General features: G+C 70.7%; 20 protein-coding genes. 4 read left to right on the top strand and 16 right to left on the bottom strand.

Going from position 1 to position 21958, the window contains the following annotated elements; genetic code table 11:
- Positions 1 to 11: 11 nt before the first annotated feature.
- The 7 genes from AB0N66_RS00745 to AB0N66_RS00775 all read right to left on the bottom strand — a co-directional run bounded on the left by AB0N66_RS00745 (position 12) and on the right by AB0N66_RS00775 (position 7613).
- On the bottom strand, positions 12 to 377 hold the full coding sequence (locus AB0N66_RS00745; protein ID WP_365426432.1) for an NTP pyrophosphohydrolase: 366 nt from the start codon (positions 375 to 377) through the stop codon (positions 12 to 14).
- A 126-nt stretch (positions 378 to 503) separates the two neighbouring features.
- Complete coding sequence (locus AB0N66_RS00750) at positions 504 to 2630, bottom strand: 3-hydroxyacyl-CoA dehydrogenase NAD-binding domain-containing protein (RefSeq protein WP_365426435.1); 2127 nt, start codon at positions 2628 to 2630, stop codon at positions 504 to 506.
- Positions 2627 to 3853 carry an acetyl-CoA C-acyltransferase gene (locus AB0N66_RS00755; protein ID WP_365426438.1) on the bottom strand — a complete coding sequence of 409 codons (1227 nt, stop codon included), beginning with the start codon at positions 3851 to 3853 and terminating at the stop codon, positions 2627 to 2629. Before AB0N66_RS00755 ends, AB0N66_RS00750 begins: the two co-directional genes overlap by 4 nt.
- Before the next feature lie 125 nt (positions 3854 to 3978).
- Positions 3979 to 4236 carry a hypothetical protein gene (locus tag AB0N66_RS00760; RefSeq protein ID WP_365426441.1) on the bottom strand — a complete coding sequence of 86 codons (258 nt, stop codon included), beginning with the start codon at positions 4234 to 4236 and terminating at the stop codon, positions 3979 to 3981.
- 4 nt (positions 4237 to 4240) lie between these two features.
- Positions 4241 to 5518 carry a ribonuclease D gene (locus AB0N66_RS00765; protein WP_365426444.1) on the bottom strand — a complete coding sequence of 426 codons (1278 nt, stop codon included), beginning with the start codon at positions 5516 to 5518 and terminating at the stop codon, positions 4241 to 4243.
- A 423-nt stretch (positions 5519 to 5941) separates the two neighbouring features.
- Positions 5942 to 6604, bottom strand: a complete 663-nt coding sequence (locus AB0N66_RS00770; protein WP_365426447.1) for a response regulator transcription factor — start codon at positions 6602 to 6604, stop codon at positions 5942 to 5944.
- Positions 6605 to 6986: 382 nt separating this feature from the next.
- On the bottom strand, positions 6987 to 7613 hold the full coding sequence (locus AB0N66_RS00775; protein WP_365427271.1) for a DUF3000 domain-containing protein: 627 nt from the start codon (positions 7611 to 7613) through the stop codon (positions 6987 to 6989).
- Positions 7614 to 7847: 234 nt separating this feature from the next.
- On the opposite strand from AB0N66_RS00775, the gene hemE reads away from it, so the two are divergent.
- Positions 7848 to 8915 carry a uroporphyrinogen decarboxylase gene (gene hemE / locus AB0N66_RS00780; protein ID WP_365426450.1) on the top strand — a complete coding sequence of 356 codons (1068 nt, stop codon included), beginning with the start codon at positions 7848 to 7850 and terminating at the stop codon, positions 8913 to 8915.
- Between the two features lie 4 nt (positions 8916 to 8919).
- On the opposite strand, the gene AB0N66_RS00785 is transcribed toward hemE, so the two are convergent.
- A complete protein-coding gene (locus AB0N66_RS00785) occupies positions 8920 to 9735 on the bottom strand; it encodes a rhomboid family intramembrane serine protease (protein ID WP_365426453.1) in 816 nt (271 codons plus the stop codon).
- A 178-nt stretch (positions 9736 to 9913) separates the two neighbouring features.
- On the opposite strand from AB0N66_RS00785, the gene AB0N66_RS00790 reads away from it, so the two are divergent.
- Positions 9914 to 10252: a hypothetical protein gene (locus AB0N66_RS00790; protein ID WP_365426456.1), complete on the top strand. Its 339-nt coding sequence runs from the start codon at positions 9914 to 9916 to the stop codon at positions 10250 to 10252.
- Positions 10253 to 10281: 29 nt separating this feature from the next.
- On the opposite strand, the gene AB0N66_RS00795 is transcribed toward AB0N66_RS00790, so the two are convergent.
- On the bottom strand, positions 10282 to 11694 hold the full coding sequence (locus AB0N66_RS00795; protein ID WP_365426459.1) for an FAD-dependent oxidoreductase: 1413 nt from the start codon (positions 11692 to 11694) through the stop codon (positions 10282 to 10284).
- Between the two features lie 27 nt (positions 11695 to 11721).
- On the bottom strand, positions 11722 to 12750 hold the full coding sequence (locus AB0N66_RS00800) for a DUF4349 domain-containing protein (RefSeq protein WP_365426462.1): 1029 nt from the start codon (positions 12748 to 12750) through the stop codon (positions 11722 to 11724).
- 158 nt (positions 12751 to 12908) lie between these two features.
- Here AB0N66_RS00800 and hemG point away from each other — a divergent pair, with 158 nt between their 5' ends.
- Together hemG and hemQ are read left to right on the top strand one after the other, a co-directional pair.
- Positions 12909 to 14381: a protoporphyrinogen oxidase gene (gene hemG, locus AB0N66_RS00805; RefSeq protein WP_365426465.1), complete on the top strand. Its 1473-nt coding sequence runs from the start codon at positions 12909 to 12911 to the stop codon at positions 14379 to 14381.
- A 4-nt stretch (positions 14382 to 14385) separates the two neighbouring features.
- Positions 14386 to 15111 carry a hydrogen peroxide-dependent heme synthase gene (gene hemQ, locus AB0N66_RS00810; protein WP_365426468.1) on the top strand — a complete coding sequence of 242 codons (726 nt, stop codon included), beginning with the start codon at positions 14386 to 14388 and terminating at the stop codon, positions 15109 to 15111.
- A gap of 31 nt (positions 15112 to 15142) precedes the next feature.
- Here hemQ and AB0N66_RS00815 read toward each other — a convergent pair whose 3' ends face one another.
- From AB0N66_RS00815 to AB0N66_RS00840, 6 genes are all read right to left on the bottom strand, one after another.
- Entirely contained in the window at positions 15143 to 16795 is a 1653-nt protein-coding gene (locus tag AB0N66_RS00815) for an alpha/beta hydrolase (RefSeq protein ID WP_365426471.1), read from the bottom strand.
- 120 nt (positions 16796 to 16915) lie between these two features.
- Positions 16916 to 17704, bottom strand: coding sequence for a TIGR04222 domain-containing membrane protein (locus AB0N66_RS00820; protein ID WP_365426474.1), 789 nt, complete (start codon positions 17702 to 17704; stop codon positions 16916 to 16918).
- 112 nt (positions 17705 to 17816) lie between these two features.
- Complete coding sequence (locus AB0N66_RS00825) at positions 17817 to 18584, bottom strand: DUF4142 domain-containing protein (RefSeq protein ID WP_365426477.1); 768 nt, start codon at positions 18582 to 18584, stop codon at positions 17817 to 17819.
- 249 nt (positions 18585 to 18833) lie between these two features.
- Entirely contained in the window at positions 18834 to 20204 is a 1371-nt protein-coding gene (locus AB0N66_RS00830) for a DUF692 domain-containing protein (protein ID WP_365426480.1), read from the bottom strand.
- Between the two features lie 184 nt (positions 20205 to 20388).
- Positions 20389 to 21177 carry a DUF4142 domain-containing protein gene (locus AB0N66_RS00835; RefSeq protein ID WP_365426483.1) on the bottom strand — a complete coding sequence of 263 codons (789 nt, stop codon included), beginning with the start codon at positions 21175 to 21177 and terminating at the stop codon, positions 20389 to 20391.
- A 163-nt stretch (positions 21178 to 21340) separates the two neighbouring features.
- Positions 21341 to 21949, bottom strand: coding sequence for a TIGR03086 family metal-binding protein (locus AB0N66_RS00840; protein WP_365426486.1), 609 nt, complete (start codon positions 21947 to 21949; stop codon positions 21341 to 21343).
- Positions 21950 to 21958 lie beyond the last annotated feature (9 nt).

A 21958-nucleotide genomic window follows, 5' to 3' on the forward strand; every position in this document is an offset into this window, starting at 1 on the left:
GCCTCCACCCCCTACGAGTCCCCCCGTACCGCCCGCGGTCCCACCACTTCGGCCCCGAACTCGCTCACCCGGCGCCGGAGTTCACGGTCCGCGGTCACCACCAGACAGGGGCGGCCGCGCGCCCCGGCCGCCAGCTCGACGATCCGGTCGTCCCCGCTCCCGGACGCCGCCTCCACCCGTACGCCCGGCACGGACTCCACGCCCCGGGCGGCACCCTCGACCACGAGGACGATCTCCACCGGACCCTCATGCCCGGGGACACCGTCCACCGCGAGCCGGTCCCGGAGCCGCTCCGCGGCACCCCGACGGTCCCGCCACCAGCCGTCGGGGACGGAGCCGACGACATTGGCGGCGTCGATGATCACGAGTGTTGTCACGGTGCTTCTTTACCACTCCACGCCTGGGCGGACGGGCGGGATGACGGATGACACGTGAGGTGAGCGAAATGTAGTAGTGCCCGGCACACCAATTGGCGTGCCGGGCACCGTACGTACGAGATCCGCTTACGCGGGGACGCTGGCCACGCCCTGCGCCAGGAACCGCTTCCCGTTCACCCGCTCCGACACACCCTCACGGTCCAGGTACGGAGTGATCCCGCCCAGGTGGAAGGGCCAGCCCGCGCCCGTGATCAGGCAGAGGTCGATGTCCTGCGCCTCGGCGACGACACCCTCGTCGAGCATGAGCCCGATCTCCTGGGCGACGGCGTCGAGGACACGGTCGCGGACCTGCTCCTCGGTCAGGACGACATCGCCCTGCTTCAGCAGCGCCGCGACCTCGGGGTCGAGCTCCGGCTTCCCGCTGTCGTACACGTAGAAGCCGCGCTTGCCCGCCTTGACGACGGCCGCGAGGTTCGGGGAGACCGTGAAACGGTCCGGGAAGGCCCGGTTGAGGGTCTCCGAGACGTGCAGGCCGATCGCGGGGCCGACCAGCTCAAGGAGGACCAGGGGAGACATCGGCAGGCCCAGCGGCTCGACCGCCTTCTCGGCGACCTCGACCGGCGTGCCCTCGTCGATGACGTTCTGGATCTCGCCCATGAACCGGGTGAGGATGCGGTTGACGACGAACGCCGGGGCGTCCTTCACCAGAACCGCGGTCTTCTTGAGCTTCTTGGCGACACCGAAGGCCGTGGCCAGCGAGGCGTCGTCCGTCTGCTCGCCGCGGACGATCTCGAGGAGCGGGAGGATCGCGACCGGGTTGAAGAAGTGGAAGCCGACGACCCGCTCGGGGTTCTTCAGCTTCGAGGCCATCTCCGTGACCGACAGCGAGGAGGTGTTGGTGGCGAGGATCGCGTGCGCCGGGGCGACCGCCTCGACCTCCGCGAACACCTGCTGCTTCACGCCGATCTCCTCGAAGACGGCCTCGATGATGAAGTCGGCGTCGGAGAAGCCCTCGGCCTTGTCGAGCACGCCGGTGACCAGGGCCTTGAGGCGGTTGGCCTTGTCCTGGTTGATCCGGGACTTCGACAGCAGCTTGTCGATCTCGGCGTGGACGTAGCCCACACCCTTGTCGACGCGCTCCTGATCGATGTCGGTCAGTACGACCGGCACCTCCAGGCGGCGCAGGAAGAGCAGGGCGAGCTGCGAGGCCATCAGACCCGCGCCCACGACGCCGACCTTGGTGATCGGACGGGCCAGGGACTTGTCCGGGGCGCCCGCCGGGCGCTTGCCGCGCTTCTGGACCAGGTTGAACGCGTAGATGCCGGAGCGCAGTTCACCGCCCATGATCAGGTCGGCGAGCGCCACGTCCTCGGCGTCGTAACCCTTCTGCAGGTCACCGTCCTTGGCCTCGGCGATGATCTCCAGCGCGCGGTACGCGGCCGGTGCCGTCCCGTGCACCTTGCTGTCGGCGACGAAACGGCCCTTGGCGACGGCCTGGTCCCAGGCCTCGCCGCGGTCGATCTCCGGGCGCTCGACGGTGATGGCGCCCTTGAGGACGGACGCCGTCCAGATCAGCGACTGCTCCAGGAAGTCGGCGCCCTCGAAGATGGCGTCGGCGATCCCGAGGTCGAAGACCTGCTGGCCCCTGAGCTGCTTGTTCTGGTTGAGCGAGTTCTCGATGATGACGCTCACCGCACGCTCGGCGCCGATCAGGTTCGGGAGCAGGGTGCAGCCGCCCCAGCCCGGGACCAGACCGAGGAAGACCTCGGGGAGTGAGAACGCGGGGAGCGCCTTGGAGACGGTCCGGTACGCGCAGTGCAGACCGACCTCGACGCCACCGCCCATCGCCGCGCCGTTGTAGTACGCGAAGGTCGGGACGGCCAGTGCCGCGAGCCGCTTGAAGACCTCGTGGCCGCCCTTGCCGATGGCGAGCGCGTCGTCGTGGTTCTTGAGGAGCTCCACGCCCTTGAGGTCCGCGCCGACCGCGAAGATGAACGGCTTGCCGGTGACGCCGACACCGACGATCTCGCCGGCCGCGGCCTCCGCCTCCACCTGGTCGATGGCGAGGTCGAGCTTCGCCAGCGAGGCCGGGCCGAACGTGGTCGGCTTGGTGTGGTCGAAGCCGTTGTCGAGCGTGATGAGCGCGAAACGCCCGGCGCCGAAGGGCAGGTCGAGGTGGCGTACGTTCGCCGACGTCACGACCTCGTCAGGGAACAGCTCGGCCGCACCCTTCAAAAGCTCAGCGGTGCTCACTTGCTGCCTCCGGCGGACTCGAAGTGCGGGTTCTCCCAGATGACCGTCGCGCCCATGCCGAAGCCGACGCACATGGTGGTCAGGCCGTAGCGGACGTCCGGCTGCTCCTCGAACTGGCGGGCCAGCTGCGTCATCAGGCGGACGCCGGAGGAGGCCAGCGGGTGGCCGTACGCGATGGCGCCGCCGTACTGGTTGACGCGCGCGTCGTCGTCGGCGATGCCGTAGTGATCGAGGAACGCGAGGACCTGGATGGCGAAGGCCTCGTTGACCTCGAAGAGGTTGATGTCCTCGATCGACAGACCGGCCTTGGCGAGGGCCTTCTCGGTCGCCGGGATCGGGCCGTAGCCCATCACCTCGGGCTCGACGCCCGCGAAGGCGTACGAGACCAGCCGCATCCTGACCGGCAGGTTGTTCTCGCGCGCGAAGTCCTCGGACGCGATGATCGACGCGGTGGCGCCGTCGTTCAGACCGGCCGCGTTACCGGCGGTGACCCGGCCGTGCACGCGGAACGGCGTCTTGAGCCCGGCGAGGTTCTCCAGGGTGGTCCCCGGGCGCATCGGCTCGTCGGCGGTGACCAGGCCCCAGCCCGTCTCACCGACCTCCGGGTTGGTGTTGCGCACCGAGATCGGCACCAGGTCCTGCTGGATCTTGCCGTTGGCGTACGCCTTGGCGGCCTTCTCCTGGGAGCGCACGGCGTACTCGTCGGCGCGCAGCTTGGTGATGTGCGGGTAGCGGTCGTGCAGGTTCTCGGCGGTCATGCCCATGAACAGGGCGGACTCGTCGACCAGCTTCTCGCTGACGAACCGCGGGTTCGGGTCCACGCCCTCGCCCATCGGGTGGCGGCCCATGTGCTCGACACCACCGGCGATGACGGCGTCGTACGCACCGAAGGCGATCGAACCGGCCGTGGCGGTGACGGCGGTCAACGCGCCCGCACACATGCGGTCGATGGAGTAGCCCGGAACCGACTGGGGGAGCCCGGCGAGGATGCCGGCCGTGCGGCCGAGAGTCAGACCCTGGTCACCGATCTGCGTGGTCGCGGCGATGGCGACCTCGTCGATCTTCTTGGGGTCGAGCCCGGGATTGCGGCGCAGCAGCTCCCGGATGGCCTTCACGACGAGATCGTCGGCGCGAGTCTCGTGGTAGATGCCCTTCGGGCCCGCCTTGCCGAACGGGGTGCGGACGCCGTCGACGAAGACGACGTCCCTGACGGTACGAGGCACGATGGCTCTCCTCCAGATGCGGGATGGCACTGCTGCGCGACACACACGCCCTGAGCGCGCGCTCACCCCTCATGCTACTTGCGGGTAACCATGCTGCCCAGTCCCGCAGGCGGGAGCGGCGAAGGTCACATCCGGGATCGGCGCCCCGGCGACGCCGGAGAGCCCGGGACGTCACGTTCTACGCCGACTTCCACGCCTTCTGCCGCTCCGTCCCGCCCGATGATCTTGGCGTGATCTCGACGTCGCGGTGTGTCGCCGTAAGGGCTGGAGACGATCCAGGCCGGTGCGGCGGCTGCCATCCGCCCGACCTCGACCGTCCTCATGCCGAAACCACCGAAACCAACGAAACCACCGAAACCACCGAAACGGTCGAAGTCGTCCAAGCCGTCAGGTCTGGGCCGGAGTGAGCGCCGATACGAGCACGGGGGTGACCTGTTCGACCTGCCAGGGCCGCGCCCCGTAGCCGGCGAGCGCCGCGGCCACGGACTCCGCGTCCGGCACGGTCGGCGGCTCCCAGCACACCCGCCGCACGGTGTCCGGGGTGATCAGGTTCTCCTGGGGCATGTTCAGCCGCTCGGCGAGCGCCGACACCTCGGCGCGTGCGGCGGAGAGCCGGGCCGCGGCGGCCGGGTCCTTGTCGGCCCAGGCGCGCGGCGGCGGGGGACCGGTCACCGGCTGGCCGGGCTGCGGCAGCTCGGCGTCCGGCAGCTCCTTCGCATGGTCGACGGCGGCCTGCCACTGCTCCAGCTGACGGCGTCCCATGCGGTGCCCGAAGCCGTTCAGCGCGGCCAGGGCGTGCACATTGGCGGGCAGGGCCAGCGCGGCCTCGACGATCGCCGCGTCCCCGAGCACCTTGCCCGGCGAGATGTCCCGTCGCTGCGCGACCCGGTCGCGGGTCTCCCACAGCTCCCGTACGACCGCCATCTGCCGACGTCGGCGCACCTTGTGCATCCCGGACGTACGGCGCCAGGGATCCTTGCGCGGCGGCGCGGGGTCGGCCTGCGCGATCGCGTCGAACTCCTGCCAGGCCCACTCCAGCTTGCCCTGTCGTTCGAGCTCCTTCTCCAGCGCGTCGCGCAGGTCGACGAGGAGCTCCACGTCAAGGGCCGCGTACCGCAGCCACGGGTCCGGCAGCGGACGTGTCGACCAGTCGACCGCGGAATGCCCCTTCTCCAGTACGAAGCCGAGCACTCCCTCGACCATCGCGCCGAGGCCGACCCGGGGGAACCCGGCGAGCCGGCCGGCCAGCTCGGTGTCGAAGAGGCGGGAGGGGATCATGCCTATCTCGCGGAGACACGGCAGGTCCTGGGTCGCGGCGTGCAGCACCCACTCCACACCGGAGATCGCCTCACCGAAGCCCGACAGATCGGGACAGGCCACGGGGTCGATCAGCGCGGTGCCCGCGCCCTCGCGGCGCAGTTGTACCAGGTAGGCGCGCTGACCGTACCGATACCCGGACGCGCGTTCGGCGTCGACGGCGACGGGGCCGGATCCAGCGGCGAAGGCGGCGATCACCTCGGCGAGCGAGGCGTCGTCGGCGATGACGGGCGGAATACCGTCGCGGGGCTCAAGCAAAGGGATCGGCGCCGGTTCGACGTCGTCCGGAGGGGCGCCTCCGGTGGTTCGCAGTGAGCTGTCTTCTGCGGTCTCTTGGGCGTCGGTCACCTGTCAAGGGTATCGGGATGTTCGAGCGGCTGACCTGCATCTTCCAGTCATTGGTCGGTTTACCTGCGAAAACGCTGCTCAAGTGGATCTCATGACGGCGAGGTGCTTCTTGTCCGGTGTCCCCGGCGTGCCGTGATCGGGCTCCCGTGACCCCCGCCCGGCCCCGGAATGTCGCCCCGGCCGAGAGCTTCTGACCACTGGAGTCCCGGATTCCGGCGGCTGCGCCACGTACCGCATCCCTCGATCGACCGCCGGGATCCTGTACGAGAAGGGCGCCGAGACGGCGTACGAGGAGATCGAGTTCCGCCGCACCCCGTTGAGCCAGATGTGAAAGCGCCCGCCGACTGAATGTCCAGTCGGCGGGCGCCGGGGTCGTGAACCAGCCAGGTGAGGGGGCTCTGGTTCAGGGGTGAGCGGTGGGGGTCAGTGGATGATTCCCGTGCGCAGGGCCACCGCCACCATCCCGGCGCGGTCGCCCGTGCCGAGCTTGCGGGCGATGCGGGCGAGGTGGCTCTTGACGGTCAGTGCGGACAGGCCCATCGAGACGCCGATGGCCTTGTTCGACTGGCCCTCCGCGACCAGCCGAAGCACCTCGACCTCGCGTCCGGAGAGCTCGCGGTAGCCGCCCGGGTGGCTCGGGGAACCCGGGGGGCGGCGGTGCATCCGGGCGGCGGCCGAACCGATCGGCGCGACGCCGGGCCGGGTGGGGAGCCCGACGTTGTTACGGGTGCCGGTGACGACGTAGCCCTTGACGCCGCCCGCGAGGGCGTTGCGTACGGCGCCGATGTCGTCGGCGGCGGAGAGGGCGAGGCCGTTGGGCCAGCCCGCGGCACGGGTCTCGGACAGCAGGGTGAGCCCGCTGCCGTCGGGCAGATGGACATCGGCGACGCAGATGTCGCGTGGATTACCGATTCTGGGACGGGCCTCCGCGATGGACGACGCCTCGATGACGTCGCGCACTCCGAGCGCCCACAGGTGGCGGGTGACGGTGGAGCGGACTCGGGGGTCGGCCACGACCACCATGGCAGTCGGCTTGTTCGGGCGGTAGGCGACCAGGCTTGCGGGCTGCTCGAGGAGAACGGACACCAGGCCTCCTGGGGTGCGGGACGGTACCGGCTCTGGGGGTTAAGCCGGGACGAACCGTGCTTTCAAGGTCACAGACGTCTTCGGCATCAAACCCGTCCGCCTTTAGAGAATGATCACGATTTGGTGAGTAACAATCCGTGCAATTCGGACGCGCGATCGATCATCCGAAGATCGAACCGAGTCGCTCGGCGTCATTCCTCGTCAATACGCGGCCGAAAGTGGGCGTATCGACAAAGAGTCATCGTGAACTGTGCGCTGAACGGGGACCGCGTGCTGAACGGCCCCGCGAGCGCGAGTTCGGCGGGACGGCGCCTTGAACGGGACGGCGCCTTGAACGGGACCGTGCACTGAACCGGACCGCCCGCTCAGCAGGACCGCCCGCTCAGCGGGACTGCGGCCCCCGGCGCTGCGGCAGGCTGACCACCGACGCCTCGCCCGGTGTCACCGGCGGAAGCCCGGCGACCTGGCACAGCAGATCGCACCAGGCGGCGAGATGCGCGGCGGCGTCCGGCACGCCGCCCATGCCCTCCCGCGGCGTCCACGACGCCCGGATCTCGATCTGGGAGGCGGCAGGGCGCTCCGCGAGGCCGCCGAAGTAGTGCGAACTGGCGCGCGTGACGGTGCCGCTCGGTTCGCCGTACGACAGACCGCGGGCCAGGAGCGCGCCGGTCAGCCACGACCAGCAGACGTCGGGAAGCAGCGGGTCGGCGGCCATCTCCGGCTCCAGCTCCGCGCGGACCAGGGTCACCAGACGGAAGGTGCCCTGCCAGGCGTCGTGCCCCGCGGGGTCGTGCAGCAGCACCAGGCGGCCATCGGCCAGATCCTCGTCCGCGGCGACGACCGCCGCTTCCAGCGCGTACGCGTACGGGGCCAGGCGCTTCGGCGCAGGCGTCGGGTCGATCTCGATCTCCGGCCGCAGCCGCGCGCCCTTCAGCGCGTCGACGGCGGCCCGGAAGGGCGGCGGAGCCGTCGCCATCGCATCTCGGTTCCCCTCCTTCGAGTCGTCCATTCCGCCAGCGCCGTCCGACAGTCGTCCCTGAGCCGCAGCCATGCGGGGAAGATTAAGGGGAACAGAGCCTTCGCGCAGGGAGAGACACCCGTGCGTGGGACCACTGTCCGGATCGCGCCGCACGAACGCGCCTCCGCGAGCGCCGATGGACCAGGGTTCTACGGGGTTCTCGGGGTTGTTCCGCACCGGGTGCCCGGGGCTCGGCTGTCGGCGGGCCGTGCGAGACTTTCCGTCGTGAGTGCCAACGACAGCCCTGACGGGCAGCAGCCGCGAGCCACCTACGAATCCGCCTTCCTCAAGGCGTGCAGGCGCGAGCCAGTGCCGCACACGCCGGTGTGGTTCATGCGGCAGGCCGGGCGCTCGCTGCCCGAGTACCTCAAGCTGCGCGAGGGCATCGCCATGCTCGACTCCTGCATGCGGCCCGACCTGGTCGCCGAGATCACCCTCCAGCCGGTGCGTCGGCACAAGGTGGACGCGGCGATCTACTTCAGCGACATCGTCGTACCACTGAAGGCCATCGGTATCGACCTCGACATCAAGCCGGGTGTCGGCCCGGTCGTCGCGAACCCGATCCGCACCCGCGCCGACCTGGCTCAGCTGCGCGACCTGACCCCCGAGGACGTGTGGTACGTCACCGAGGCGATCGGTCTGCTCACGGCCGAGCTCGGCTCGACCCCCCTCATCGGCTTCGCGGGCGCGCCTTTCACCCTCGCGAGTTACCTCGTGGAGGGCGGTCCGTCCAAGAACCACGAGCACACCAAGGCGCTCATGTACGGCGACCCGCAACTGTGGGCCGATCTGCTCGACCGTCTCGCCGAGATCACCTCCGCCTTCTTGAAGGTGCAGATCGAGGCGGGCGCCAGCGCCGTGCAGCTCTTCGACTCCTGGGTCGGCGCCCTGGCACCCGCCGACTACCGGCGCTCGGTGATGCCGGCGTCCACGAAGGTCTTCGAGGCGGTGGCGTCGTACGGCGTTCCGCGCATCCACTTCGGCGTCGGCACCGGTGAACTGCTCGGCCTCATGGGCGAGGCCGGCGCGGACGTCGTCGGCGTCGACTGGCGTGTCCCGCTCGACGTGGCCGCCACCCGTGTCGGCCCCGGCAAGGCTCTTCAGGGCAACCTCGACCCGGCCGTTCTGTTCTCCTCGACCGAGGCCGTGGAGACGAAGACCCGCGAGGTGCTCGACGCGGCCGCGGATCTCGAAGGCCATGTCTTCAACCTCGGCCACGGCGTCCCGCCGACCACCGACCCGGACGCGCTGACCCGGCTCGTGGAGTACGTGCACACGCACACCGTGCGCTGAGACCTCAGGTATGCCGCGCCCGTCTGCCCCACAGCAGGCGGCGCGGCTCCGGCGGGGCCGGGGTGCCCGGGCGCAGGGGCCAGGCCAGCAGCATCCCGGCGAGGAAGCCGACCACATGGGCCGCGTACGCCACCGTCCCGGCGTCGGTGACCCCCTCGCCGGACGAGTACACCGCCTGGAGCACGAACCAGAAGCCCAGCACCATCCACGCGGGCAGCCGCAGCGGCAGGAAGACCAGGAACGGCACCAGGACCCACACCCTGGCCTTCGGATAGAGCACCAGGTACGCGCCCAGCACCCCGGCGATCGCTCCCGAAGCGCCGATCAGCGGGTCGCCCGAGTCGTCGTTCAAGTAGGCGAAGCCGTACGCGGCCGCGTAGCCGCAGACGACGTAGAACAGCGTGAACCGCACGTGTCCCAGGCGGTCCTCGATGTTGTTGCCGAAGATCAGCAGGAAGAGCATGTTGCCCAGCAGGTGCAGCCAACTGCCGTGCAGGAACATCGCCGTCACCACCGACAGCGCCGGTGACTTGTCGTAGTCCGGCGGGGCCACCACACAGCCGGTGCCCTGCGGGCCGACGCCGGTCTCGCCCGTGGGCACCAGCCTGGGCAGCTGGTGGTGGATCAGCTCCTGCGGCACCACGGCGTAGTGGTCCAGGAACGCCTGGAGATGACAGAGCTGCGACAGGCCGCTGTCACCCGTCACGGAACCGGTTGTGCCGGGCGTGAAGAGGAAGACGAGCACGTTGGCGGCGATCAGCGCGTACGTCACATAGGGCGTGCGCCGAACCGGGTTCACGTCATGGACGGGTATGACCACGAAGAAGTACTGCCCCCGATGGGGCGGGGAAATCCGCGCGTCGGCGGGGGCGCGTCGGTGGACTCGGGGAAGCGCGCCCCCGTGGCGCTGAACACCTCCGTGGGCCCGTGCGTATGTCTCCTCAACCGCCCGCACTGCGACGAAGACGTGGCGCGAGGAAGACGTGAGGACACAGGCGATGAACGACCGAGTCAATCCTCTGATCCATGCCCTGCCCGACGGTGAGGCCGAGATCGCCCTGGTGCTGCACCTGCCCTGGGAAGATGTCGCCGCGCTCGGCCAGGAGGCCGGCCGGCTCGCGGCGCGGATGCAGCGTCCGGTGACCCTCGACGAGGCCGTCAGCCACCGGCTGCGCTCCGCCAGGGCCGCCGCCACGCACGCGAAACCGCCCACGGCGATGCCCGCGGCCGCCTCGGCCTCCGTCTCCTCGCTGCCCGGGCGGCCGCCCGCCGAGCAGGCCCGGCAGGCCATAGACCGGATCAACGGGTCGACGGCACCCGGCCACGAGACGGCGTAAAGCGCGCTCCCTGGGGAGGAGCCTCGGGATCACGCGCCACGCGCGCGTACCGCCGCGACCGCCTTGCGCGCCGCCACCAGGATGGGGTCCCACACTGGCGAGAACGGCGGTGCGTAGCCCAGGTCCAGGGCGGTCATCTGCTCCACGGTCATGCCGGCCGTCAGCGCCACCGCGGCGATGTCGACGCGTTTCGCGGCGCCCTCCCGTCCGACGATCTGAACGCCGAGCAGCCGTCCGGTGCGGCGCTCGGCGAGCATTTTCACGGTCATAAGGTCCGCGCCGGGGTAGTAGCCCGCGCGGCTCGTCGACTCGATGATGACGGTCTCGAACTGTAGGCCCGCCCTGCGCGCGTCCTTCTCGCGCAGCCCGGTGCGGGCGATCTCCAGGTCGCAGACCTTGCTCACCGCTGTGCCGACGACGCCGGGGAAGGTGCCGTAACCGCCGCCGACATTGGTGCCGATGATCTGCCCGTGCTTGTTGGCGTGCGTGCCCAGTGCGATGTGCCGCTCGCGTCCCGACACCAGGTCGAGCACCTCGACGCAGTCGCCGCCCGCCCAGATGTTCTCGTGCCCGCGTACCCGCATCGCGAGGTCGGTCAGCAGCCCGCCGTGGTCCCCGAGGGGCAGCCCGGCGGCCCTGGCGAGCGTCGTCTCGGGGCGTACGCCGATGCCGAGTACGACCACGTCCGCCGGGTACTCCGCGTCCTCCGTGACGACCGCCCGTACCCGCCCGTCCTCGCCGGTGAGCACCTTGGTGACCTCGGCGTCGTTCACCATGGTGATGCCCAGGCCCTCCATGGCCGTGTGCACCATCCGGCCCATGTCGGGGTCGAGCGTGGACATCGGCTCCTTGCCACGGTTGAGGACCGTCACCTCGTACCCGCGGTTGATGAGCGCCTCCGCCATCTCCACGCCGATGTAGCCCGCGCCGACGACCACCGCATGGCGGCCATCCGTCGCGGCCAGCGTGTCGAGGAGGGCCTGTCCGTCGTCCAGGGTCTGCACGCCGTGCACGCCCGGCGCGTCGGCGCCCGGCAGGTCCGGGCGGATCGGGCGCGCGCCGGTCGCGATCACGAGTTTGTCGTACGACGTCCACTCCTCGGCCCCGGATTCGAGGTCGAGGGAGCGGACCCGGGCACCCGCGACGTCGATCTCCGTGACCTCCGTACGCATCCGCAGATCGATGTCGCGCTCGCGGTGCTCGTCCGGGGTCCGGGCGATCAGTTCGTCCCGCTCGGCGACGTCACCGCCCACCCAGTACGGGATGCCGCACGCCGAGTACGAGGTGAAGTGCCCCCGTTCGAACGCCACGATCTCCAGCTCGTCCGGCCCCCGCAGCCGGCGCGCCTGTGACGCGGCGGACATGCCCGCCGCGTCACCGCCGATCACGACCAGTCGCTCTTTCACTCCGCCGGGGGTACCGCTCGTACGGTTCATGCTCATACGAACACGCTACGGGGGCGGGGCATTTCAGTCCTGCTCGCGTCCCTCCTCCCGCTCCCGGACGGGCGGGGCGACGGGCAGCGTGCCGGCCGGGGAGGCCGTCGCCGGGGCCGGGCGGCGCGGCAGCCGGGTGCGCAGGAGACGTACCCACAGCACCCACAGTGCGAGGAGCAGCGCGGCACCCGCCGCGAACGGGAGGATCGCGCCGAACGCCACGGCGATCCAGCGCAGCATCGTGACGAACGCGTTCCAGCCGCCCGCGAGCGCGTCCACGAAGCCCGGATCGTCGTCCTTCTTCTCCGCCTGCTTCACCGGGGTCTCGGACAGCGTCAGGGTGATGGTGGCCAGGCTGGTGCGGTCCTCCAGGGAGGCCTGTTGGGCGAGCAGGGACTCCAGGTCGGCCTGCCGGGTGCTCAACTCGCCTTCCAGGGTGACCACATCGCTGAGCTTGGTGGCCTGGTCCATCAGCTCGCGGATCCGGGCCACGCTGGCGCGCTGCGTCTTGATGCGGCTCTCCACGTCGACGACCTGGTCCGTGACGTCCTGCGCCTTGGCCGTACGTTCGAGGAGCTTGCCGGTGCCTTCCATGTCGGCGAGCACCTCGTCGTACTGGTCGGTGGGCACGCGCAGGACGACGCGGGTGCGCTCGTTGCCCTCCTCGTCCCGGGTGGTGGTCTCGTCACCGACGAAGCCACCCGCGTTCGCGGTGCTGGTGCGGGCCTGGTCGAGGGCGTCGGGCACGTTCTTGACCTGCACGGTCAGGGAGGCGGTGCGGATGATCCGGTTCGCGGTGAGGTCCGGGGCCTTCGTGGGGGCCTGGGCCCCGCTCTTGCCGCTGTCCGCGGCGCCCCCGGCCTCGTCCGCGGTGCCTGCGGCGTCCTCCCCGGAGCCCGCGGCTTCGTCCCCGGCGGCCGGAGCCACGGCCTTGTTGTCCCCGGCCGAGTCGCTGGACGTGCTGCTGTCACCGGCACCGCTGCAGCCCGTCAGCGCGAGCGCGGCGGCGAGCAGGATCCCGGCCAGGGCCTGAACGGGTCGTACGGAGCTTCGTGTGCGCATGTGGGCATCCCCCCGAGGGTCGTGACGACTGACGCTCCTTCGACGCCCGGAAGGGCCCGGACGTTGGACCGAATCGGTCCCGATGCGGTCACGGTCAGGACTCGTGGAGGACACCGGGGGCTGCTGGGCGTGTCAGTGGGGTCTGCGAAAGTGGAGGTATGCGCGCACAGGACACTCGTACGGGTACGGGACACGTGGTTGTCATCGGGGGCGGGATCGCGGGTCTGGCCGCCGCCCACCGATTGCTGGACCGAGGCGTGCGCGTGACCGTCCTGGAGGCATCGGACCGCGTCGGCGGCAAGCTGCTGCCCGGCGAGATCGCCGGCGTGCGCGTCGATCTGGGCGCCGAGTCGATTCTCGCGCGCCGCCCCGAGGCGGTCGCCCTGGCCCGCGAGGTGGGGCTCGCGGACCGTCTCCAGCCGCCCGCCACCGCGACGGCCTCGCTCTGGACCCGCGGTGCCCTGCGCCCCATGCCCAAGGGGCATGTGATGGGCGTTCCCGGCACCGCGTCCGCCCTCTCCGGCGTCCTCTCCGACGAGGGCCTGCGCCGTATCGAGCGGGATGCCGAGCTGCCCCGCACGGAGGTCGGCGACGACGTGGCGGTGGGAGAGTTCGTGGCGGCCCGCCTCGGACGCGAAGTGGTCGACCGCCTGGTCGAGCCCCTCCTCGGCGGTGTCTACGCGGGCGATGCCTACCGGATCTCGCTGCGCTCGGCCGTTCCCCAGCTCTTCGAGGCCGCCAGGACCCACGACTCCCTGACGGAGGCCGTCCGCGAGATCCAGGCCAAAGCCGCCCGGAACCCGCAGCCGGGACCGGTCTTCATGGGCATCCAGGGAGGCATCGGCCAACTGCCGCTCGCGGTGGCGGAGTCGGTCCGCGCGCGGGGCGGCGAGATCGTCACGGGGGCGCCGGTGACGGAGCTGCGCCGGGTGGCCGGCGCGGAGGCGCACACCGGCTGGCGCGTCGTCGCCGGAGACCGGATCCTCCAGGCCGACGCCGTGGTCGTCGCGCTGCCCACCCCCGTTGCCGCCGCCCTGCTGCGTGCCGAGGCACCCGCCGCCTCGGCCGAGCTGGCCGCCGTGGAGTACGCCTCCATGGCGCTCGTCACCCTCGCCTACCGGCGCAGCGAAATCGCCCTCCCTGAAGGGAGCGGTTTTCTGGTGCCGCCTGTTGACGGGCACACCATCAAGGCCTCCACCTTCGCCTCCCAGAAGTGGGGCTGGATCGCCGACGAGAACCCCGACCTGCTTGTCCTGCGGACCTCGGTGGGGCGTTACGGCGAGACGGAGGTGCTCCGGCGGGAGGACGGCGAGCTCGTGGACGCGTCCCGGCACGACCTGCGCGAGGCCACCGGCCTGGACGCAGCGCCGGTCGCGACCCGCGTGACCCGCTGGGACGACGGGCTGCCGCAGTACCCCGTCGGGCACCACGCGCGCGTGGCCCGCATCCGCGAACACGTCGGCAAGCTGCCGGGACTCGCCGTCTGCGGCGCGGCGTACGACGGGGTCGGCATCCCCGCGTGCATCGCGAGCGCGTACGCCGCCGTGGACCAGCTCGGCGGCGACCGCGGCGGGCTGGACGCGCTGATCACGAACCCGGTGCAGAGCCTCCACGGCGGCGCGGGAGAATAGCCCCATGAGTGACGACGCCCCCGCCAAGATTCCGAACGCCGGCAAGAAGGCCAAGGACCTCAACGAGGTCATCCGCTACACCCTGTGGTCCGTCTTCAAGCTGAAGGACGTGCTGCCCGACGACGCTGACCGGGCCGGTTACGCCGAAGAGGTCCAGGACCTCTTCGACCAGCTCGCCAAGAAGGACGTCACCATCCGCGGCACGTACGACGTGTCGGGGTTGCGCGCCGACGCCGACCTCATGATCTGGTGGCACGCCGAGACCGCCGACCAGCTGCAGGAGGCGTACAACCTCTTCCGCCGCACCAAGCTGGGCCGCGCCCTGGAGCCGGTCTGGTCGAACATGGCGCTGCACCGCCCCGCCGAGTTCAACCGCTCGCACATCCCGGCGTTCCTCGCCGACGAGAACCCGCGCGACTACGTCAGCGTCTACCCGTTCGTGCGCTCGTACGACTGGTATCTGCTGCCCGACGAGGACCGTCGCCGTATGCTCGCCGACCACGGCAAGATGGCCCGCGGCTACCCGGACGTGCGAGCCAACACGGTCGCCTCGTTCTCCCTCGGCGACTACGAGTGGATCCTCGCCTTCGAGGCCGACGAGCTGTACCGCATCGTCGACCTCATGCGCCTCCTGCGTGCCTCCGAGGCCCGGATGTACGTCCGTGAAGAGGTCCCCTTCTACACGGGCCGCCGCAAGGACATCTCCGAGCTGGTCGCGGGCCTCGCCTGAGCGGACCGCGGACCCGGAGCGCCGGACGGTTTCAGGACGCTTTCTCGACGTCCTTCTTGACGTTCTTCTTCACGTCCTTCGAACGACTGTCCGGCGCCACCGGCTTCGGCTCCGCGTGCGGTGCGCACGCCGCGCGCCGCACCGGGAGCCTGCCCTCAAGCAGATAGGCGTCCAGGTAGCCGTTGACGCACTTGTTGGGGCCGCCGCCGATCCCGTGCGTCCCGGCGCCGTTCTCGGTCACCAGGACCGAGCCTGACAGCCGCCGTTGCAGCGCCACCGCACCTTCGTACGGCGTCGCCGCGTCCCGCTCGGCCGCCAGGATCAGGGTCGGCGGCAGCGCGCCGGGCAACGTCCGTACGTCGAGGGGCTGCTGCCGCGGCACGGGCCAGTACGCGCACGGCAGGTTCATCCACACGTTGTCCCAGGTCTCGAACGGCGCCTTGCGCGCCAGGCGCGTGTTGTCGCGGTCCCAGGTGCGCCAGTCGGTCGGCCAGGGAGCGTCGTTGCACTCGACGGCCGTGTAGACCGCGTTGCCGTTCTCCTGCTCGGCGGCCGCCTCCGGATAGGGCCCCGCCTGCTCGATCAGTGGCTTGGGATCGCCCTTCAGATACGCGGACAGGGCCTGGGCGCGGTACGGCCAGTAGTCGTCGTAGTACCCGGCCTGGAGGAACGCGCCCTGCAACTGCCCGGGCCCCACCTTGCCGCCCGCGGGCGAGGCGGCCAGCTGCGCAAGCGCCTTCTCGTAGCTGTGCAGCACCTCTTCGGGCGTGGCGCCGAGCCCGTACACGTCGTCGTGCCGGGCGATCCAGGCGCGGAAGTCCGCCCAGCGGATCTCGAACGCGGCGGACTGGTCGAGGTTGTTCTGGTACCAGATCTGGTCCGGGTCGGGGTTCACCGCAGAGTCGAAGACCATCCGGCGTACGTGGGAGGGGAAGAGCGTCGCGTACAGGGCACCGAAGTACGTGCCGTACGAAGCTCCCATGAAGGTCAGCCTCCGCTCGCCGAGCGCGGCCCGCAGGACGTCGAGGTCGCGCGCGTTGTTGAGCGAGGTGTAGTGCTGGACGGCCTGGCCGGAGCGCTCGACGCAGCCACGCGCGTACGCCTTCGCCTCCGCGATGCGTTCCTTCTTGTACGACTCCGAAGGGAACGTCGGCGACTGCGTGGGCCCCTTTCCGAGCTGCTTCGGGTCCTGGCAGGACAGCGGGGCGCTGCGGCCCACTCCGCGCGGGGCGTAGCCGACGAGGTCGTACGCCGCCGAGACGCGCTTCCACTCGGGGAGGAACCCGATCAGCGGGAAGTACATGCTGGAGGCGCCCGGGCCGCCGGGGTTGTAGACCAGGGCGCCCTGGCGCGGGACCTTCCGCTTCGAGTTCTTCGCGTCTTTTCCGGTGGCCTTCACACGGCTGACCGTCAGCTTGATCTGCTTGCCGTCGGGGTGTGCGTAGTCGAGGGGCACGGTGACCGTGCCGCACCGGACGTGGTCCGGGAGGTCCTCCGCCTTCGAGCAGGCGCCGAAGCGGACACCGGCGGCCGCGGCGCGCTCGGCGGCGACGGCGGTGCCGCGTGTGTCGGCCCCCGACCGGAGGGGGTCGCCTGGCCAGCGGGGTTCGCCGCCCGCGGGGACGGAGACGAGGGCGGACAGGAGCAAGGATCCTGCGGTTCCGTAGAGGACGGCAGCTCTCATCGCGTATCCCTTCAGCGCACGGCAGCGACAAAGGGGATGTTTCGTTCGGCGGTTGGTGAAGTAAAGGACCGGGCCGCAGTGTCGGCTCCAATGACCCCGATGCGCCCCCTGGCGCGCCTGTCAGCCCCTTTGTTCCGGGTCTCGGTCGCGGTGGGTGAAGGCCGCGCGCAGGTCCGGCTCGCCGATCGCGCGGATGCCGCGTACGGCGACGGAGGTGAGGTACGTACGGTCGTCGCCCGTGCTGTCCGGGCGCCGCGCCAGGGTGCCGAGCAGGCGCTGTCCGGCCGGGGACGCCCAGCGCGAGTAGGGGTGCACCTCGATGCGGGCGATCGCCAGGCAGCTCAGCGTGAGGGTGAACGGCAGCGCGAACCAGACGGCCACCGGCACCTCGTACTCGGTCGCCGGAGCCTGGGAGGGCAGCAGCAGGGCCACGGCGCCCAGGACGAGGACGGTTGCCGCGGCGGCCCGGACCTGGCGGACGGCGTCGGCGACGGTGCCGCGCTCGCCGTCGGGCACGGCGAGGCCCGCGGCGACGAGGCGGTCGGCGAGGCGGTGTACGGAATCCGCGGCGGCCGCGGTCGCCCGCACCGGAGCTATCCGGGACTGCCCCTCCGGGCCGATCGCTCCGATCACCGAGCGCTCCATCTCGTCGTGCCCGCGCGGGTCGACGACGGTCGCCCAGCCCGTGTGGGCGAGCAGCAGGCGGCGCTGGCGGGCCATCGACACCAGGGTCAGCTCGGCGACCCGGGCCGGGCCACCGGACAGGAACGCCGCCTCGTACAGCGTGAGGCTGTGATCGCGGGCTGTCTTCGCGTCGACGGCCGCCGAGCGAACGGCCGCCAGGCACAGTCGTATGCAGGCGGTGCCGGCCGCGGCCCAGGCCAGGAGCAGGAGAAGTACCCAGAACATGTGCATTTTTCTATGCGATGGACCAGGTGAGCGCCATGGATTGTTCACATGTTGGACGGAGCGTTGTCGGTATGTGATGCTCCGCTTTCCGCTCGTACGACCAGGACCTGTCCTAGGGAGTCGAGGACGTGTTGTCGCGTGAGGCGGCCGGGGGGAGGGTGTAGCCCGGTGACGGGACCACCGGGATCGGTGAGTTCGGGGACTGGGTGGGGCCGGGTGGGGCAGGGGAGTTGGTGACCGGGGGCGGGGCGGCGGAGGCCGCGTCCCGGGCGAGGGCGTCGAAGTCGACGTATCCGGTGGCTTCGAGGACCTTGATGTGGTCGAGCACGGTGGTGTTCGCGTCGTCGGCAAGATCGCGTACAAGGGAGTTGCGGGTGTTCGCGCGGACCTGGGCGACGAGGGAGAAGACCTTGCCGTGGGCCGCGCGGAGGATGTTCGCGAACTCGCGGTCGTAGTCAACGCCATGTGCCTGGTCGAGCGTGGTCAGCCACTGGCGCTGCTGGTCGGTCGGCTGGTTGGGCAGCTCGAGGCCGAGGCGCGCCGCCACGTTGCGGACGCGGGCGTCGAGGAACGCGTGGCCCGCGATGAGGTGCTCCCCGGCGGTCCGTACGGCCTCGGTGGTGCCGCGCTCTTGGGCCTGCTGGCCCGCGGGCAGCTCCCACAGTCCGGCCAGCCGGACCTTGGTGATGAACTCCCGGTCGAGCGCGGAAAGCGGGCCGAACTGCGTCGACACGGTCTGGGTGTTCAAGGTGGCCAGGCCGGTTCCGGAGCGGTCCGCGTACGACCAGATCGGGAAGGCCAGCGCGGCCAGGGTGGCCGTGAGGGCCGTGACGATGAGCCCTGTTCCACTGATCAATCCGGTGCGGTTGATGGATCGCATGGTGCCTCCTGTTGCGGCACCGCACCTGAGTGCGTTCCGCGTGCAGATTGGCATGCTACTGCGGGTGCCGTGCCAACTGCCGTACAGGAGGACTGGGTTGATGGGTGGGTGGAACGCGCGGGTTGCGGTGGTTCGGGCGTACGACAGAATGTCCCAAAGGTGAGGAAACAGGGTGCGCACATTGCCTTCACAGAAGCCCGTGTTAGCCCGCGCACACTTCGCGGCGGTGCGGGGCCGCCGCGCGCGTACTCAACGCCGCAGCAGCACCCGGCGGGTGGCGCGGGCGAAGCGGGCCGCGGGGCGCCCTGACAGCGGGGCCGGGCCCGAGCGCTCCAGCCACCAGTCGCGCAGCAGTCGCCGGGTCTCCGCGTCCTCGGGGCGGCTCGCCAGGAGCAGGTGCTCGGCGAAGTCCAGGGCGTCGCGCCGATAGCCGCCGGTCATCGGATGTCCCTGTGCGTACGCGAGAAACGCGGGCCGGTACGCCGCCCCAAGGATCTCCGGCAGTTCCTCCGCGACCTTCGCCACGACATCGGCCCGCTTGGCGGCCAGTGCCCGCGCCTGCACCCCGAGCCGTACGCGGTCGAACCCCTCGGGCACGGGGGTTGCCGCGACCAGGGCGGAGAGCAGCGCGGTCTGCGCGAGGGCGAGGCGCTGGCGGGCGGGGTCGGTTCCGGGTCCGATTCCGGGGCCGGTTTCTGTTCCGGCTGTAGTTGCGGTCGCTGTTCCGGTTGCGCCGGAGGGCCTGGGCAGGGAGGGGTCCACCGTTTTCCCTTCCGCTTCCTTTTCCACTGCGGTCCGGGCCTTCTCCAGCGTGCCCCGAATCGCTCCCAACTCCCGCTCCAGCTCACCGGGCTCCGGGAAGTTCTCGTCCCGTTCCAGGAGGACGCCCGGCGGGGTCACCCGGGAGGCGAGCTCGGACAGGATGTCGAGGACCGGCTGTGGGACGGGGTGGGCGTGACTGTCGTGCCAGACGCCGTCCCGTTCGAAGCCGCCGGCGACATGGACGTAGGCGATGGCTTCGACGGGGAGTTCGTCGAGGGCCTTGACGGGGTCCTCGCCGCGGTTGACGTGGTTGGTGTGCAGGTTGGCGACGTCGATGAGGAGGCGTACGCCGGTGCGGTCGACGAGGTCGTAGAGGAACTGGCCTTCCGTCATCTCCTCGCCGGGCCAGGAGATCAGCGCGGCGATGTTCTCCACCGCGAGCGGAACGGGCAGTGCGTCCTGCGCGATGCGGATGTTCTCGCACAGGACGTCCAGCGCGTCCCGGGTGCGGGGGACCGGTAGCAGGTGCCCCGCCTCCAGATGTGCGGAGGCCGTCAGGGGCCCGCCCGCGCGTACGAAGGCGATGTGCTCGGTGATGAGCGGCGAGGCCAGCGCTTCGGCCCGCTCGGCCAGGGCCTTGAGGCGTGCGTCGTCGGGCCGGTCCGCGCCGCCGAGGCCGAGGGAGACGCCGTGCGGGATCACCGTGACCCCGCGTTCACGCAGGCGCAGCAGTGACTCGGGGAGATGCCCGGGGCAGAGGTTCTCGGCCACGGCCTCGACCCAGTCGATGCCCGGTATGCGCTCCACGGCGTCCGCGATCTCCGGCCGCCATCCGATGCCCGTCCCCAGTCGCTCCATCGTCCCCTCCTTCACCCCGCCTGCACGGCTCCACCGGTAACAGCCGGCGTCCGTCTCCTTCGACGGCCGCTGTTCCGGCGTGACGGGGGTATGGCCCCGGCGTCCGGGTCCGAACCTCGCGCTCGCCACGTTCAGAGCAACATTTGAGGTTCGGACCCGGACGCCGGGCGGGTTCGGCTGTCGGCTATCCGAGCACGCCGTCGGAGTCCACCGGATCCGGGCGCTTGGTGTCCACCGTGGCCGGCTCGCCGGGCGAGGGCTGGGACGTGGTCGCGGGGTCACCGGTCGCCTCGGCGGCCGGCGCTGACGGTGCCAGTTGGCCGGGCACCGGTGCCGCGGGACCGGTCGGGCTGGCGGTGGTGGAGTTCGCCACGTTGTTGGCGATGGCGTCGAAGTCGACCAACCCGGTCTTCTCCAGCATCGTGATGTGGTCGAGCACGGTCTGGTTGGCGTCCGAGGCCAGCTGGCGCACCAGGGTGTTCCGTGTGGTGTTCCGGACGGTCCCGATGGCCGGGAAGATGGTTCCGTGCGCGGCCCGCAACAGGTTCACGAACTTGTACTCGTAGTCCGAGCCGGTCGCCGCGGTCATCTCCTTGAGCCAGCCGGTCTGCAGTTCGTTCGGCTGGTTCGGCAGTGCGACGCCGAGCTGGGCCGCGACGATCCGGACCCGCTTGTCGAGGTCGGTGTGGCCGACGATGAGGTGGTCGGCCACGTCCTTGATCGCCTGCGAGGGCGCGCGTTCGAGCGCCTGCTGGCCCGCGGGCAGCTCCCACAGACCGGCGAGCCGTACGCGGACGATCAGATCGCGGTCCTGGGCGGTCAGTGGACCCCAGCGGGTGTTCACGGTGCCCGCCGCCACGTTCGCCTGTCCGGTGCCTGAGCGGTCCGCGTATGACCATACGGGGAACGCGAGCGCGCCGACGGTGGCGACGAGTGCCGCAAAGACGAGGACGGTACCGTTGATACGCCGCATAATGAGCCTCCCGGGAACCCAACTGGTCGTTGAGTGTCTGTACTTGGCCAGCGCCAGGAGGTACGTGCGGGACGGATGTGTTGTTCAACCTCCACTCAAACCTCTTTGCGATCAGCGATCAGGCATCGGTTGTCAGGCGTCGACTCCGGCTCGTTTTGTGTCGTCAGCTCGGCAGTGGCCACTTCTCCGGGGCGCGGCCCAGCAGGCATAGCGCCTCGTCCAGGGGACCCGAGCCGGCCGGAACGCCGAGGGCGGGCGCGAACGCGAATCCCGGCCCCCGCCCCGCTGGATCCGTGGGCACCAGCCGGGCGACGGCCACCGCCGCGTCCAGGACGTGCTCCGGGAGGTCGAGTCCGATGCCGAGGGTGGCGGCCACGTCCCACGCGTGCACCACGTAGTCGATGAAGTGAAAGCCGACGGCCATCTGCCCGGGGAAGACGCCCCCGAGCTCGGGCAGCATGAACTCCCTGCCGATCACGTCCGGTTCGGCGAAAGCGGCGAGCACGGCCGCCGCCGCTCCCCGGTACGCCCGCCACGGTTCAGTCAAGTCCTCGGGTTCACGCCAGTACGCCGACTCGCCCCCCGCTCCTCGCGTGGCCGCCGCGAACCCGTGGTGCTGCGCGGCCATGTGCGCCACCAGCCGGCGCAGGGTCCACCCCGTACATGGCGTGTCCCGCTCCCAGTCCGCTTGCCTCGCCAGCTCCACGACCCTGAGCGACTCGCGTACGGCGATTCGGTCGAGCGCGACGATGTCCGCTTCCGCGGCTGGCATGTGCTCTCC

Origin of the sequence: Streptomyces sp. NPDC093544, from assembly GCF_040683495.1 — a bacterium.
Lineage (GTDB): Bacteria > Actinomycetota > Actinomycetes > Streptomycetales > Streptomycetaceae > Streptomyces.